The sequence below is a fragment of the Rhodoferax sp. genome (assembly GCF_037143375.1).
Taxonomy (GTDB): domain Bacteria; phylum Pseudomonadota; class Gammaproteobacteria; order Burkholderiales; family Burkholderiaceae_C; genus Rhodoferax.
Map to the genome: position 1 here is coordinate 1 of NZ_JBAWYV010000089.1, position 13865 is coordinate 13865.

At 55.4% G+C, this 13865-nt stretch carries 19 protein-coding genes; 5 read left to right on the forward strand and 14 right to left on the reverse strand.

All coding sequences use genetic code 11. The features are described from left to right. From WCG50_RS12925 to flgB, 4 genes are all read right to left on the reverse strand, one after another. Positions 1–104 (reverse strand): flagellar basal body protein (locus WCG50_RS12925; protein WP_336900030.1); only part of this gene is annotated, 104 nt, incomplete at its 3' end. A 29-nt stretch (positions 105–133) separates the two neighbouring features. Next, positions 134–787 (reverse strand): flagellar hook capping FlgD N-terminal domain-containing protein, encoded by a 654-nt coding sequence (locus WCG50_RS12930; RefSeq protein ID WP_336900014.1) that lies wholly within the window; start codon positions 785–787, stop codon positions 134–136. 18 nt (positions 788–805) lie between these two features. Then, a complete protein-coding gene (gene flgC / locus WCG50_RS12935; RefSeq protein ID WP_336900015.1) occupies positions 806–1210 on the reverse strand; it encodes a flagellar basal body rod protein FlgC in 405 nt (134 codons plus the stop codon). A 25-nt stretch (positions 1211–1235) separates the two neighbouring features. Next, entirely contained in the window at positions 1236–1697 is a 462-nt protein-coding gene (flgB, locus tag WCG50_RS12940; RefSeq protein WP_336900016.1) for a flagellar basal body rod protein FlgB, read from the reverse strand. A gap of 181 nt (positions 1698–1878) precedes the next feature. Between flgB and flgA the strand changes: the two genes are divergently transcribed. The 3 genes from flgA (at position 1879) to WCG50_RS12955 (ending at position 3454) form a co-directional block, all read left to right on the forward strand. Next, complete coding sequence (flgA, locus tag WCG50_RS12945) at positions 1879–2631, forward strand: flagellar basal body P-ring formation chaperone FlgA (protein ID WP_336900017.1); 753 nt, start codon at positions 1879–1881, stop codon at positions 2629–2631. A 112-nt stretch (positions 2632–2743) separates the two neighbouring features. Further along, the gene (gene flgM, locus WCG50_RS12950) at positions 2744–3070 is read left to right on the forward strand and encodes a flagellar biosynthesis anti-sigma factor FlgM (RefSeq protein ID WP_336900018.1); all 327 of its coding nucleotides are present in this window, start codon (positions 2744–2746) and stop codon (positions 3068–3070) included. Between the two features lie 3 nt (positions 3071–3073). Further along, positions 3074–3454 (forward strand): hypothetical protein, encoded by a 381-nt coding sequence (locus tag WCG50_RS12955; RefSeq protein WP_336900019.1) that lies wholly within the window; start codon positions 3074–3076, stop codon positions 3452–3454. Positions 3455–3518: 64 nt separating this feature from the next. Here the strand turns inward: WCG50_RS12955 and WCG50_RS12960 are convergent, their stop codons facing one another. The 9 genes from WCG50_RS12960 to motA form a co-directional block, all read right to left on the reverse strand. After that, positions 3519–4235 (reverse strand): RNA polymerase sigma factor FliA, encoded by a 717-nt coding sequence (locus tag WCG50_RS12960; protein ID WP_336900020.1) that lies wholly within the window; start codon positions 4233–4235, stop codon positions 3519–3521. After that, positions 4235–4987, reverse strand: coding sequence for a hypothetical protein (locus WCG50_RS12965; RefSeq protein WP_336900021.1), 753 nt, complete (start codon positions 4985–4987; stop codon positions 4235–4237). Before WCG50_RS12965 ends, WCG50_RS12960 begins: the two co-directional genes overlap by 1 nt. Continuing rightward, entirely contained in the window at positions 4980–6422 is a 1443-nt protein-coding gene (gene flhF / locus WCG50_RS12970) for a flagellar biosynthesis protein FlhF (protein ID WP_336900022.1), read from the reverse strand. The genes WCG50_RS12965 and flhF overlap by 8 nt, the downstream gene beginning before the upstream one ends. Continuing rightward, on the reverse strand, positions 6419–8503 hold the full coding sequence (gene flhA / locus WCG50_RS12975) for a flagellar biosynthesis protein FlhA (protein ID WP_336900023.1): 2085 nt from the start codon (positions 8501–8503) through the stop codon (positions 6419–6421). The genes flhF and flhA overlap by 4 nt, the downstream gene beginning before the upstream one ends. Further along, positions 8500–9657, reverse strand: a complete 1158-nt coding sequence (locus WCG50_RS12980; RefSeq protein WP_336900024.1) for an EscU/YscU/HrcU family type III secretion system export apparatus switch protein — start codon at positions 9655–9657, stop codon at positions 8500–8502. Before WCG50_RS12980 ends, flhA begins: the two co-directional genes overlap by 4 nt. 84 nt (positions 9658–9741) lie before the next feature. Beyond that, positions 9742–10398: a protein phosphatase CheZ gene (locus WCG50_RS12985; RefSeq protein ID WP_336900025.1), complete on the reverse strand. Its 657-nt coding sequence runs from the start codon at positions 10396–10398 to the stop codon at positions 9742–9744. A 5-nt stretch (positions 10399–10403) separates the two neighbouring features. Then, positions 10404–10793, reverse strand: a complete 390-nt coding sequence (cheY, locus tag WCG50_RS12990; protein ID WP_114972570.1) for a chemotaxis response regulator CheY — start codon at positions 10791–10793, stop codon at positions 10404–10406. Positions 10794–10860: 67 nt separating this feature from the next. Beyond that, positions 10861–11796, reverse strand: a complete 936-nt coding sequence (gene motB, locus WCG50_RS12995; RefSeq protein ID WP_336900026.1) for a flagellar motor protein MotB — start codon at positions 11794–11796, stop codon at positions 10861–10863. Between the two features lie 17 nt (positions 11797–11813). Further along, the gene (gene motA, locus WCG50_RS13000; protein ID WP_336900027.1) at positions 11814–12674 is read right to left on the reverse strand and encodes a flagellar motor stator protein MotA; all 861 of its coding nucleotides are present in this window, start codon (positions 12672–12674) and stop codon (positions 11814–11816) included. A gap of 275 nt (positions 12675–12949) precedes the next feature. Here motA and WCG50_RS13005 point away from each other — a divergent pair, with 275 nt between their 5' ends. Continuing rightward, complete coding sequence (locus WCG50_RS13005) at positions 12950–13378, forward strand: HI0074 family nucleotidyltransferase substrate-binding subunit (protein WP_336900028.1); 429 nt, start codon at positions 12950–12952, stop codon at positions 13376–13378. A gap of 6 nt (positions 13379–13384) precedes the next feature. Then, entirely contained in the window at positions 13385–13717 is a 333-nt protein-coding gene (locus WCG50_RS13010) for a nucleotidyltransferase domain-containing protein (RefSeq protein ID WP_336900029.1), read from the forward strand. An 8-nt stretch (positions 13718–13725) separates the two neighbouring features. On the opposite strand, the gene WCG50_RS13015 is transcribed toward WCG50_RS13010, so the two are convergent. After that, positions 13726–13865 (reverse strand): FlhC family transcriptional regulator (locus WCG50_RS13015; RefSeq protein WP_336900031.1); only part of this gene is annotated, 140 nt, incomplete at its 5' end.

Here is a 13865-nt window from a genome sequence, read left to right on the forward strand (position 1 = left end):
GAAGATTTCATGCCGACCGTGTTGGCATTGGCAATGTTGTTGCCGATGACGTCAAGGTTGCGGCTGGAGGCATTTAAGCCGGAAAGACCTGTTTGAAATGACATGATGTTTTCCTTGAGGTATGAGGTGTTGACTAGAGAATGGCCTTGATGCTGTCGTAGGCCACGGCGCTGCGGCCTTGCAATTGAATCGACATGGCGCCACTGGTGTTGCTCCCAACTGAAACGACAGAGTCTTGGGCGAGTGAGGTGGTGGCGACGGTTTGACCTGCCAAGGTTGCGGTGACTTTAAAAGTGGGTGAACCCGTGCCTTTGTAGGACGATGCATCCCAGCTGAATGCTTGGCGGCCTGCTGTCAGTGGACCCAGGTTGACGGATTCGATAAGCTGACCTCCCGGCGTCAGGATGTCTAACTTCACTGCATCCGCATTACCGGACAAATCGATGGCGCCATTGGCAACCCCCGCGTTAACTGACAAGCTGTTGCTCTCAACCAGAACATTGTGGCCCACCATGGACGTGCCCTGCATCACCTGCATCGATGAGAACTGGGTGGCCATGCTTTTCAAGGTGTCGTTGACCTGCTGGATGCCCGTAACCGTATTGATCTGCGCCATCTGGCTGGTCATTTGCGCGTTATCCATCGGATTCATGGGGTCCTGATTTTTCAGCTGCGCGACCAGTAGCTTCATAAAGCGGTCCTGTGTAGCGGTATCGGTCGCCGTTGTTGCCGTGGTCGCTGTTGTTGCGGCGGCAGACGCGGTCGAGGAAGTAGTGGCGGTAATCATGGTGCGATCCTTGAGTTTTTACTGACCCATTTGCAGGGTTTTGAGGAGCAGGGTCTTGGCCGTGTTCATGACTTCGACATTGTTCTGGTAGGAGCGTGAGGCGGAGATCATGTTGACCATTTCTTCTACCGGGTTCACGTTTGAACTTGTCACATAGCCATCTGCATCTGCAGAAGGGTGGCTTGGGTTGTGCGTTTTGCGCAGTGGTTCTGTGCTTTCTTTAATAGAAGCAACGCGTACGCCTGATGATGCGTCTGAGCCCATTGGCGTGGTTTCGAACACCACTTGCCGACCTTTGTAACCTTGGCCATCGGGACCAGCCACGGCATCAGCATTGGCCAAATTACTGGCCACCACATTGAGTCGCTGCGACTGGGCACTGATGGCGCTGCCAGACACATTGAAGATTGAAAACATGGACATGAGGTTTCTCCGCAGGCTTTAGGGGTTATTGGCCCTGAATGGCACTCAACATCGTCTTGGACTGGCCGTTAATAAAGCGCAGGGTGGCCTCGTAGCGCACCGAGTTGTCAACAAAGTTGGCGCGTTCGCGGTCCAGGTCCACGCTGTTGCCATCCAGGCTGGGTTGGCTTTGCGCGACATAGGCCAGGCTGGAGGCGCCGCCCAGGGAGCCGATCGTGCTGCCAGATAATGGAATATGCCGAGCGTTGGAGGTGCCGTCATTGCTGCCAGTACTGTTACCTTGGGAGCTGCTTCTGCTTGCTATCAAGCCGCTGGTGAGACCACCGCCAGTGGCGTTGTTCATGGCGTCTTTGAAATTCAGGTCGCGGGCGGCATAGCCCGGGGTGTCGGCGTTGGCAATGTTGGTGGCAATCACGCGTTGGCGTTCCGCACGCAGCACCAGGGCCTTCGAATGGAAGTCCAAGCCACTGGTTAAATTTGCGATCATGAGACACCTCTGCTTTCGTTCGTCGGGCCCTACTGCGATGACTGAGGACTTCGATATGCGGCAATTATGGGAATTACTTAAATTTTTGATGCCTTGAATAACAGGGAAAACTCCCCTTACTTGCGTGCTTCATCGGGAATGGGTGTGCCTATAGTTACTTAGACAAGACCGTCAGGCATCTATGTTTAATACCTCAACCACTTCAGTCCACGCACACATCCATTTGCCGGGTTTGCTTGCGGTACTCGTTTTTCTTCTGCTGACCCAGGTGCCGGTCTGCGCGCAGGTCACAGGAGGCAAGCCCGAATTCATTGAAGCCACCCAACAATGGTTGGACAAGGCGGTTGCCTCGGTTCGGACTGCCGGTGTGGCGCCGCTGCGCATGGAAGTTACGGTGGGTGAGCTCGACAGCCGACTTCGGTTGGCGCCTTGTGCCAAAGTGGAGCCTTATATTCCCGTCGGAACGCGCCTGTGGGGTAAAACGCGTCTGGGTCTTCGCTGCCTGTCTGGCAGTACCAAGTGGAATGTTTTTCTTCCGGTGACGATCAAAGCCTTTGGGGCTGCCTGGGTGATCAAGGGTGATGTGGCCTCGGGCGCCGTGCTGACCGAGGCCGATGCCATTGAAGCGGAGGTTGATTGGGCTGAAGAAAATAGCCCTATCGTGGCTAATCCATTGCAGTGGTCAGGTCAAATAGCGACCAGGGCGTTGTCCACCGGTCAGGCCTTACGCCAGTCAATGATCAAACCAGCCCAGGTTTTTCAGGCAGGTGCGCAGGTACGCGTGGTCGCCCAGGGCACCGGTTTCCAAATTACTTCTGATGGTCAGGCTTTGTCTGCAGGAGTGGTGGGGCAACCCGCGCGGGTCCGCATGGACAGCGGTCGGGTGATGACGGGGGTTGTACTGGACAACCGTACAGTCAGACTGGAAATCTAGGGCTTTATTCTTATGAGGCCACTTCATCGCAAGCAAAAAGGGCTAAAGCCCGGCAAAATCTTGTCGATAGTATGCTTACGAGGCTACATTTACAGTGGTTTTGGAGAGCAAGATGAAAATAGGTCACCCTTCAGACAATTCAATTCCGACAACATCGACTGCGTCCACATCGCCTGCAAAAGGCGGTCCGGCTGCGGTCACGACAGCCACAGCAGACGCGGCGAAGAGCACGCAGTCCGCCGGTGTGGCCGTCACCGTGTCCACGCTGGCGCGCACGATGAGTGCCGCCAAGAGCGGCGACACAGCCTTGGTCGATATGGCCAAGGTCAACTCAGTGAAATCAGCGATCCAGAAAGGCACGTATGTTGTCAATCCTGAAGCGATTGCCGATAAGTTGCTGTCCAATGCATCAGAAATGCTTAACGGATCTAAAGGCTGATAAATGATTTCTGCTCACATCGAAAAGTCGCTGGCCAGCGTTGAACTAAGTTTCAACGAGGTATCAGCAGCGCTTGTGAGTGGAGAACCCCTTGCCCTGGAAACGGCTAGCGTTGCATTGCGGCAAGCCACCATTGATTTTTCTCAGCTCATGCAAGGATTGAGCGCCAACGACCGTCAAGACAAAGCCCTGGTTTTACGCATGAAAAAAATCGCAGAAGGGTTGCCCATCCTTAAAGACGGACTTTACCGTCGTACCGCCTTGGTTGAGATGGCGCTAAAAGCAGTTGTGCCTGCTACGCAGGATGCCACATACGCCAAAGCTACCGGACCCTACGGGAGTCTGGGCAAGCAAACGGGCGCCTTTAAATTTCTGGCTGCTTAAGCCCAATCTTCAAATTCTTGTCGGTGGTGAGTGCATTGCGGTGCAAGCCCGCAATAAGCGCCTTTTAATGCGTCCGCATTTTGGCCCGTAACCGGGCAATAGACTGGCTGTGCAACTGGCAAACACGTGACTCGGTCACATCCAGCACGGCCGCAATTTCCTTGAGGTTCATGTCTTGCTCGTAGTACATGCTCATGATGAACTGCTCGCGTTCTGGCAAGTTTTTGATGGCGGCCACCAAGGCCTGACGCAGACGCTGGTCGCGCAGCATGTTCATCGGGTCGGCTTCGCTGTCGCCCACATGGCGGTCCAGAAAACTGTCCTGGTCTTCATCGCCTCGCGCCATGTCTTCAAGGTACACCAGTTGGGTGCCCCGAACTTTTCCCAGTAAGCTTTGGTAGTCAACTAGGCTCATGTCCAAGTCGGCTGCAATTTCGCTTTCCAGCGGAGTGCGGCCCAGTTTGTGCTCCAGGCGGCGCATTGACTGTTCGATTTCTTTTTGGCTCTTGCGCGATCCGCGAGACATCCAGTCGTTGCCACGTAATTCGTCCAGCATCGCGCCACGAATGCGTTGCGTGGCAAAAGTTTCAAACTGAACGCCTTGAGCGGCTTCATAGCGGGTCAGGGCTTCAGACAATCCGATCAGACCAACCTGAATCAAATCATCTACCTGCACATTGGCGGGTAACTTGGCCATCATGTGATGCGCCAAGCGGCGCACCAGCGGTTGGTACTGCTTGATCAAGTCGTTGCGGTTGAGTTGCCCCTTGGCGGTGTACATCAATGACTCCCCACAAAATGGTGACGGTGAATCGGCATGGCGTTCTCCAGCAAGCGCAAGGCCAGCCGGTTCATGTCGTCTGAGCGGCAATCCTGCTGTTTGATGGCTTGCACCGGCTGTGAGTCAAGTCGGTAGTCTAAAAATGTCATTGCACAGTCCTGCAACTTTTTAACTGAAGATTGGCTCGCCATGGATGATTTCGAAAATTGTTCGCTGGTGATGTTTGCCACGGTAGGCCGAAGCTGGGCATTTTGCAACATATGTTTAAGCGCTTGGTAGGCTGTGACCGCAGACATTTTGACAGGTGAGACGGTCAGCAGGGGCTCAATGCTACTCCCTGGCAAGAGGCGAGATAAGACATCTGCACCAGCATAGATAAGAATCACGCCAAAATTCTGAAACAGACCGCCTAGTGGTTCCAGAGTGACCTGAACATCTGACTGTTGCGTTGCGAGTCGCTGCAGCCCATGGGCTGCAGGTATCACCGTCCACGACAAAGGTTCAAACGCGTCATCTTGCCAGCAGGCGTCGTCCAGCAACTGATCGAGTCCGGGATTTTTGGCGGTTTCAACGGTGGTGGCGTCCAGCACGGCCACGGGGTAACCAAAGCCGACCAGCGCGGTGCACAGATTCCAGAGCAGGGGCAGTTCGCCCTGTTGGTTTCCGTGGCTGGCCATCGCCATGACGCGTGGAACAGTCTGAAAACCCATGCTGGTGAGTCCAGCACCCTGGTTGACGCACATTTCAAGCATCGAGTCTTCCTGAGTAAGAAGGTGTGGACTCGGTGAAGAAGAAGCCCAAGTCTGCGGATGTCGGGTCAAACGCCGATTTGCCGGGTGAGCGCATCGACTGACGAATCAATTTGGCCGCATCAGCAGACTCCCAGTCTTCGGGAACCTTTTGACCCATGGTGACGCCGCGTAACACCAACTGGTGACGAATGGCGGCATCCAGCGCTGGGCCGAGTTTCGCGGCTTCATCGATCTTGGACAAGACCGCCTGCTGAACGCCGTTGGACTTGAAAGAAGAAACTACATCGTCCAGCGTGTCGCCATGACCGCCTGCGTTGAGCACCAACAAACGGTTTACGCCCGGCAGGTTGAGAACATCCAGCATGTCACGTTTGCGGGGGTCGCTGGGGGCGAGTCCGGTCGTGTCAATCAGTATCATTTTTTTATTGCCCAGGAGATTGAGCAAGTCTTGCAATGCCGCCCGGTCGTGTGCGAGATGCGCGACAACGCCCAGCATGCGACCGTAGGAGCGGAGTTGCTCATGGGCGCCCACACGGTAGGTGTCCAGCGTGATGAGGCCAACGCTGCTGGGGCCGTGGGCGCGGACACACAATCCTGCCAGTTTGGCGGCGGTGGTGGTTTTGCCAACGCCGGTGGCGCCCACCAGCGCATAAGTGCCGCCTTCTTCTTGCAGTGGACGAGCTGCGGCATCGGTTTTAAGGTTGCGCTCCAGCACGTCCATTACCCAGCGAACGGACTCAGGTGCGCCCATTTCTTCGGGCATGCGCTCAAGAATGGTTCTGGCCAAGGTGGGTGAGTAACCGGCCCGAATCAACTTGAGCATCAGGTTGGACTGGATCGGGTGCTGGCGCGCTTGTCCCAACCAGGTCAGGGTGTTGAAGCGGTCTTCAATCAATGCCTTCATGGCGTGGAGTTCATCCACAATGCCCTGCGACATGGCGGGTGCCAGGGCAGGAGCCATCACTGGGGTCGGCCGCACCGGGGCTACTTTAGGTTGAACCCGAGGCTCAAACTGGATGGGCGCAACCCGTGCACTCTCGGGCATGCGGCGAATGATGGGGGCCGCTTCCTCTTTCAATGCAGGCTCAGTTTGACCAGAGATAGCTTCGTGGCGACGACGTAGCATCCGTTCGCGCACGTAGTCCTGAAACGACAGCGTGCTCATGGTTAGTTTGGTGGCGTCATCCTCAACCAGGTTGCTGGTTTCTGTGTTGCCGGGTGTCGATGTCTTGCGCAGCGCAGCTTGGTCTTTGCTCCGGTTGGAAAACGATTCAGAGTGGTCCAGTGCCGCCAGCGTATCTTCGGCTGTCGCGACCACCTCGACGCCAGTGGCGGTGGGGCGGTTGGACAAAATCAGGGTGCCGTCGCCAAAAGCGAGACGCGCTTTGGCCAGAGCTTCGCGAGATGTCGGTGCAGTAAAGCGTTGAATATTCATGATGCGCCCCTAAGAATCGGTCCAATACGGATGGTGTGGGATTCAGGAATTTCGCTGTGTGCGAGAACCTGAAGCCGGGGTGCTACGCGACGTACAAGACGGGCAATAGCACTTCTAATTTGGTCTGGCACCAGCAAGCAAGCCGGGATGCCAATTTCTTCTTGTTTGTTCGCTACTTCTGCAGCGGTGCGGGTAAAAATGTCTGCCACGCCTGGGTCCAGCGCTGGGCCGTTGGGGTTGCCAAGGGCCTGCACCAGGAGCCGCTCCAATGACGGGTCGATGGCGATCACGTTGAGTTCGCGCGCTGGACCATAGATCTGCTGCACGATGGCGGGAGACAACGCAATCCGAACCCGACGCGCCAGTTCTGCCGGGTCGGTCACGGTGCTGGCATGCTCGGCCAAGGATTCGATGATGGTGCGGATATCGCGGATGTGCACAGATTCATCCAGCAGCAACTGCAGGACTTTCTGGAATACGGCGATGGGGACCATTTTGGGAACCACTTCTTCAATCAGTTTCGGTGCCAGCTTGCTCACGTGTTCAACGAGTTGCTGGGTCTCGGTTCGGCTTAATAACTTGGAGGCCTGAACTTGCATCAAGTGTGACAAATGAGTGGCCATCACAGTCTCGGAATCAACCACGGTAAATCCGGCCATTTGTGCGGCTTCCTTCTGACGTTCGTCGATCCAGTGTGCTGGCAAACCAAATGCAGGGTCGGTGGTGGCGGTGCCGATCAGCGGGGTGGTGATGCCGCCGGGGTTGATGGCGAGGTACATGCCCGGAAACGCTTCACCTTCGCCCGCCGTGACGCCGCGCAAGGTAATGCGGTAGCCGCTGGGTTTGAGTTCCAGGTTGTCGCGCACATGAACCGGTGGCGGCAGGAATCCAACCTCTTGGGCGAATTTGCGGCGCACGCCTTTGATGCGGGTCAGCAAGTCGCCCTGACGGTTTTTGTCCACCAGTGCAATCAGCCGGTAGCCCAGTTCCAGACCCAGTTGGTCAACAGGTTGCAGGTCATCCCAGGTGGCTTCGCCATCGGTGGCGACTGCTGGCGTGTCTGACGCGGCATCGGCTGGCACTGGTGGGGGTTTGTGGGCCAACACCCAGGCTGAATAACCCAGCACGCCGGAGATGCCCAGAAAAACGACATGCGGCATCCCAGGAATGATGCCAAGAATGCCCATGATGCCTGCCGTGATGCCCAGCACCCGGGGTGAAATAAACATCTGGTCAATGATCTGGCGGCCCAGGTCCTGGTCCTTGCCAACGCGTGACACCACCATGGCGGCAGCCACCGAGATCAGCAAGCCCGGAATCTGCGCCACCAGCGCGTCACCCACCGCCAACAAAATGTAGGTGTCGGCTGCTTGGCCGGCACTCAAGCCGTGCTGCAAAACGCCGACCATGAAGCCGCCAAAAATATTGATCAACAAAATCAGAATGCCGGCAACCGCATCGCCGCGCACAAACTTGGAGGCGCCGTCCATGGAGCCAAAAAAGTCGGCTTCTTCCGAGACCTCGGCGCGGCGGCGTTTGGCTTCTTTCTCGTCAATCAAACCGGCATTCAAATCGGCGTCCACCGCCATCTGTTTGCCTGGCATGGCATCAAGTGCAAAGCGGGCCGAAACTTCGGCAATTCGTTCTGCACCTTTGGTCACCACCACAAAGTTGATCACCACAAGAATCGAGAAAACAATCAAGCCGACGGCAAAGTTGCCACCGATTAAAAAGTGGCCAAAGGCCTCAATGACTGCGCCCGCAGCGCCTGGGCCGGTGTGGCCTTCCAGCAAAACAACCCGGGTTGAAGCCACGTTGAGCGACAAGCGCATCAGCGTGGTGAGCAGCAGTACCGCAGGAAACGCCGCAAAGTCAAGCGGGCGAATCATGTAGGCCGCCACCATCATGACCATCAGGGCAACCGAGATGTTGATGGTGAAAAAGGTGTCGAGCATCCATGATGGCATCGGCAACACCATCATGGCCAAAATGGCCACCACCAGCAGGGGTGCGGCCGCGCCCTGGATCAGCGACGCATTGCCGCCAAACCAGTTTTGCAGTGATTTAAGTTGTGGGTTCATGGTGTGGGTGCGTTGGCGATAACCTTGGAGAAGGGATCCAATTCAGGCGGAACAAAAGGTTGTGGTGGCTCGCCGGGCATGGGTCCATCCCCGCGCATGGCGGCTTTGAGGCGATAGATGTAGGCCAGCACCTGGGCTACAGCAGTAAAGAGGCTGGCAGGAATGTCTTGGTCCAGTTCGGCGTTGGCGTAAAGCGCACGCGCCAGCATCGGCGACTGCAGTACCGGGATGGCGTGGTGTTTGGCAATATCCCGGATTTTCATGGCAAGCAGATCAGCCCCTTTAGACACCACTTGAGGCGCCCGCATGGTGGCTTCGTCGTATTTGATGGCGACCGCAAAGTGGGTCGGGTTCATCAGAATGAAGTCGGCCTTGGGCACGGCGCCAATGCTGTTGCCTTGTGCAATTTCGCGCTGCCGTTGGCGCAACTTGCCCTTCATTTGAGGGTTGCCGTCGGATTCCTTGTTCTCTTGCTTCACTTCTTGCTGCGACATCTTCATCTTGGATTTATGCAAGAAGGCCTGTAGCGGCACATCCACCATCGCCACCAGCAAGATCACCACCAGCAGCAAACTCATGCCCGAAGTCAGCCATTCGGTTAAATGACGAATGGCGGCGGGGGAGGGTTGCAATACCAAAGTGGCAAGGGAGTGAAGACTGGAAGATAAATAGGAGATACCCAGCGCAAACAACACGATAGTGATGAAGAGCATCTTCAGCACTTCAGTGAACTTGTCTTTGGTGAACATACGCCCTAACCCTGTCAGGGGATTCAGTCGGCTGAAGTCAGGTGCGATGGGTTTCAGGCTGTTGACCCAACCGCCAATGGCCACGGTGCTCAACATCACCACCACCGTGGTGATGGCTGCAAAAATGACGCAACCCAGCAAGCCCAAGGCCACCATGTCTTGCATACGGGTCAACATGGCTTCAGGGTGCGTCACCGTAGAAGCGGTGAAAGAAAGTTGCAGGCTCAGTTGGGTTTTTAGCCGGTCAAACATGAGCGGCGCCAGCGTCATCAAGGTCAGGGCGCCAGTGCCCAAAACAGCCAGATGTGACAGGTCTCTGGAACGGGAAACTTGACCGTCGTCACGCGCTTTTTGAAGCTTCCGCTCGGAGGCTGGTAAATTGCGATCTTGACTGCTTGAATCCATGGTGGGGTGACTTTTAAGTTCCCACCATTGTCCTAAGCCACTCCCTCAACTAAAGGGCAATAAGAGGGGGCTTAACCCCTCACTTCAAAAGCCCAGGCTGGCCAGCAGATCATCCACCTCGGATTGGCCGTGGACCACATCGGGATTGCCTTCGGGGTTGACCACCGGACCTGATAAAACGGGGTGATGGTATTCCACTGGTGGGGGTGATGCCGGTACCGGTGCTTTAACCACCACATCAGGTGGGGCGGTTTGAATCAGCAGTTGCACCAGTTGCTCTTCAATGCTGGCGGCCAAGTTAACCACCTTGGCAATCACTTGGCCCGTGAGGTCATGAAAGTCCTGGGCCATCATGATTTCGGTGAGGTGCTGATCGATCTGCTTGGTCGACTCCTCAACGTCAGTCAGAAAATTCATCACATGGCCCTTGGCCACTGCGGCGACGGGGTCTTTGACGATCAGGGCACCAATGCGTCGGGTTTCGGCGGCAATGTGGTCGTGCTGTGCCTTGGCCAGATCAACCCGGTTAAGCACTTTTTCAGCGGCTTCGCCGGTAAGTCGGGCAATATAAGAGAGGCGGCTTTTGGCATCCGGCAGTTCGCCGGCCCAGCCTTTGACCTTGTCAGTCAGTCCGAGTCCGTTGAGTGAATCGTGCAACTGGCGCGTCAGCATGCCGATGGATTTATGCACATCCGGAGAAGCGGCGCTGGTCGGCGCAGGGGTTGGGGTGTTGCTTTGCATGGTGTTTATTTCAATCCCAGCTTGGTAAGGATCAGGCTGACCTTGTCTTCCAGCGTGGCTTTGGTAAAAGGCTTGACGATGTAGCCAGCAGCCCCTTGCTGTGCGGCCATCACGATGTCTTCTTTACGGGCTTCGGCCGTCACCATCAAAACAGGAATGTGCTTGAGCTTTTCATCCTTTTTGATTTCCATGAGCAGCTGAAAGCCATTCATGTTGGGCATGTTAATGTCGCTAACGACAAAATCGAAACTGCTGTTGCGCAACTTTTGCAATGCCACTACACCGTCTTCAGCCTCATCAGCCTCGGTGTAGCCACTTTCCTTGAGCAGGTTGCGAACGATCCGCCGCATGGTGGAAAAGTCATCAACAACCAAAAAACGAAGCTCATTTGCCATGTGACACCCTTTCAATGGCGTTTGTCTGAACGGTAACTAGTATGTATGAAATCATGCTGTCTCAATGCTATTGGTTGGCTGCCGGCGTGGCATCCGCTGCGGGTTCAGTGCTTGTTGCAACCTGGGATCGACCTGAACCCATCAGCCTTTCTTCGGCTTCGCGAGTCATCACGATGATACTGATTCTTCGGTTGGTTGGGCTAAAGGGGTTGTCTGGGTCAAGCAATATGCTTGAAGACAGCCCCACCACCCGCGCCAACTTGTCGTCGGGCATGCCAGCGGCGACCAGTTCCCGCCGTGTGGCGTTGGCACGGTCCGCCGAGAGCTCCCAGTTGCTGTAGCCGCGCTCTGCGCTGCTGTAAGGGGAGCGATCGGTGTGCCCGTCGAGGCTGATTTTGTTTTCAACCCCGTTCAGGGCCATGCCGATTTCTCTCAATATTTCGCGCATGTAGGGTTTGACGGACGCGCTACCGCTGTCAAACATAGGCCGTTTCTGGTCATCCACAATTTGAATTTGCAGCCCGTCGGGCGTAGTCTCCAGCCTGATTTGGGAGCTGAATTCGGCAAGTTTGGCGTTGTTTGAAATAACGGCGCTGATCTTTGCGCTCAGGGCCGCCAATTTCTTGGCATCCTGCTTGGCAACCTCCGCCTTCATGGCTTCCGCCATCATTTTCTTTTTGATCGGGTCGGCGCCATCGCCCTTTTTAGACTGGCCGCTTTGCACCGTAAGGTCAGATCCGCCACCGGGCAAAACACTGTTGCTGGCGCCCGCGCCACTGCCGCCCATCATGGAAACTTTTAAAGGAGCCGTGAAGTAATCTGATAAGCCCTTTTTGTCACCTTCAGAGGTGGAGCCCAGCAACCACATGAGCAAAAAGAAAGCCATCATGGCGGTAACAAAGTCGGCGTAAGCGATCTTCCAGGCGCCGCCATGCACCGCGTGGCCGCCTTTTTTGATCTTCTTGACGATGATCGGCTGTAGTTTTTTACCGTCCGTCGCCATATCAGCCTAGCGCAAAATTATTTTTTACCGCGCACATGACTTTCAAGCTCAGTAAATGTGGGTCGTTCAGTAGAAAACAGCACTTTGCGGCCAAATTCAATCGCCGTGGAGGGGTTGTAACCCTGCATGCTGGCCAGTAACGTGGTTTTGATGCACTGAAACTCTTTGGAGCCATCTTCTGTTTTTTGCTCCAGCAAGCCACCCAAGGGCTCCACCACCCCGTACGCTAGCAAAATACCCAAAAAGGTTCCCACTAAAGCCGATGCAATCATGCCGCCCAGCACCGCCGGGGGTTGCCCGACCGAGCCCATGGTGTTCACCACGCCCAGCACCGCCGCCACAATGCCGAATGCCGGCAGTGCGCCAGCCAAGCGGGCAATGGCCGCGATCGGGGCATGCGATTCAGCGTGGTGGGTGTCAATTTCGCTGTCCATCAGCGATTCAATCTCGTGGGCGTTCAGGTTGCCCGACACCATCATGCGCAGGTAATCGGTCATGAACTCGACCACATGATGGTCGTTGCCCACCTCAGGGTATTTTTGGAAGATCGTGGAAGAATGCGGGTCTTCAACATCTTTTTCGATTGCCATCAAGCCCTCTTTACGGGCTTTTTGCAGGATGTCGTACAGCAACGCCAGTAGCTCAAGGTAACGAGCCTTGGTGTACTTGGAGCCTTTTAAAGCCTGGGGGATCAGCTTCATCGTGGCCCTTAGCACTTTGGGTTGGTTGTTCACCGCAAAAGCGCCCAAGGCACCGCCAAAAATGGTGATCAACTCAAAAGGCAGCGCCTTGAGAATCACCTGGATGTTGCCGCCGTGAAAAATATACACGCCGAAGATGCAACCCATGGAAACCACATAACCAACAATAACTATCATGGTTTTACAGTTTCAAGGTAAAGATGGGAAGCCATAGTGGGTGAGCAAGTTAGATCGTGCAATGTTTCATTTTAAGAAGCAAATGAAGACAGCAATAAAAAGAAAAGGCCCCCAAAGGCGCCCTTACAAGACTGCTTCCAAATTGGTTGATCTAGTGTAGCAATATCCCTGCCTAGGAAGCTTTGGCCCAATTTGTTCTGTTTGGCGCTTGGGGTAAACATTTAAGATGCGATCGTCTGTTGCAAAATGAAGTCCAATTACTTCAGAAAGCCAGCATGAGCCTCGATTTCACCCCTTTGGGCAACGCGATTGCTCAGCTTGAAAAAAGCCTGATGTATGCCAACTCGCCTGCGGCGCAGGCCGACCCTGGTCTGCACGAACAAATGCGCAATTCAGTTATTCAGTGCTTTGAATTCACCTACGAACTCAGCTGGAAAATGCTTAAGCGCTATCTGGAAGCCACTGAGGCCAGCCCCGCTGAAATGGATGCCGGTACGTTTCAGAACCTGATTCGGATCGCCAACGAGCGCGCCTTGTTGCGCTCAGACTGGCGACAATGGAAAATCTACCGCCAGGCGCGCACAGACAGCAGCCATACCTATGACGCCAGTAAAGCCGAAGCGGTGTTTGCCGTGGCCGCTGACTTTTTGGTCGAGGCCCGCGCCCTGTTTACTGAACTGACTCGCCGAAGCACCAAACTCTGATACGCGATGAATGCCCCCGCGCTAAACGGTGAACCTCCCGTCGACCTTGCCCCCTGCGACTGGGTCGAGGTTGTGCGCATCTTGCATGAGCAAGTTCCCGCCCTTGATGTGTGGGCGTTCGGTTCCCGGGCTAGGCGCACCGCCAAACCTTACTCGGACCTTGACTTGGCACTGATCACCCGCGAGCCCTTGTCGCTTGCGCAATTGGCCTCCATCACGGATGCCTTCGAACTGTCTGATCTGCCCATTCGGGTCGATATTGTGGATTGGGCCGGTGCCAGTGAAACTTTTCGCAAGCTCATCAAGCAAGACATGGTGCTGGTGCAGACTGCTGATTAGCTATTCAGTCAGTGCAACAAAATCCCGCCGGTGCTGGCACTTTTACCAGCACGGGCTGGTGGGGTGCACAAGCCGCACTCGTAGTGGCGGGCATTCTCATACGGGTCGGTCACAAAATGGCCGCCACATTTGCAGCATTTGGTGCGGC

Excerpts from the sequence above, each read along its gene's own strand:
- WCG50_RS12965 (WP_336900021.1), bottom strand. The coding sequence starts at position 4,987 with ATGCTTGAAATGTGCGTCAACCAGGGTGCTGGACTCACCAGCATGGGT.
- WCG50_RS12955 (WP_336900019.1), top strand. The coding sequence starts at position 3,074 with ATGATTTCTGCTCACATCGAAAAGTCGCTGGCCAGCGTTGAACTAAGT.
- flhA (WP_336900023.1), bottom strand. The coding sequence starts at position 8,503 with ATGAACCCACAACTTAAATCACTGCAAAACTGGTTTGGCGGCAATGCG.
- flgM (WP_336900018.1), top strand. The coding sequence starts at position 2,744 with ATGAAAATAGGTCACCCTTCAGACAATTCAATTCCGACAACATCGACT.
- WCG50_RS12960 (WP_336900020.1), bottom strand. The coding sequence starts at position 4,235 with ATGTACACCGCCAAGGGGCAACTCAACCGCAACGACTTGATCAAGCAG.
- WCG50_RS13005 (WP_336900028.1), top strand. The coding sequence starts at position 12,950 with ATGAGCCTCGATTTCACCCCTTTGGGCAACGCGATTGCTCAGCTTGAA.
- WCG50_RS13010 (WP_336900029.1), top strand. The coding sequence starts at position 13,385 with ATGAATGCCCCCGCGCTAAACGGTGAACCTCCCGTCGACCTTGCCCCC.
- flhF (WP_336900022.1), bottom strand. The coding sequence starts at position 6,422 with ATGAATATTCAACGCTTTACTGCACCGACATCTCGCGAAGCTCTGGCC.
- flgC (WP_336900015.1), bottom strand. The coding sequence starts at position 1,210 with ATGTCCATGTTTTCAATCTTCAATGTGTCTGGCAGCGCCATCAGTGCC.
- flgB (WP_336900016.1), bottom strand. The coding sequence starts at position 1,697 with ATGATCGCAAATTTAACCAGTGGCTTGGACTTCCATTCGAAGGCCCTG.
- motB (WP_336900026.1), bottom strand. The coding sequence starts at position 11,796 with ATGGCGACGGACGGTAAAAAACTACAGCCGATCATCGTCAAGAAGATC.
- WCG50_RS12985 (WP_336900025.1), bottom strand. The coding sequence starts at position 10,398 with ATGCAAAGCAACACCCCAACCCCTGCGCCGACCAGCGCCGCTTCTCCG.
- flgA (WP_336900017.1), top strand. The coding sequence starts at position 1,879 with ATGTTTAATACCTCAACCACTTCAGTCCACGCACACATCCATTTGCCG.
- WCG50_RS12930 (WP_336900014.1), bottom strand. The coding sequence starts at position 787 with ATGATTACCGCCACTACTTCCTCGACCGCGTCTGCCGCCGCAACAACA.
- cheY (WP_114972570.1), bottom strand. The coding sequence starts at position 10,793 with ATGGCAAATGAGCTTCGTTTTTTGGTTGTTGATGACTTTTCCACCATG.
- motA (WP_336900027.1), bottom strand. The coding sequence starts at position 12,674 with ATGATAGTTATTGTTGGTTATGTGGTTTCCATGGGTTGCATCTTCGGC.
- WCG50_RS12980 (WP_336900024.1), bottom strand. The coding sequence starts at position 9,657 with ATGGATTCAAGCAGTCAAGATCGCAATTTACCAGCCTCCGAGCGGAAG.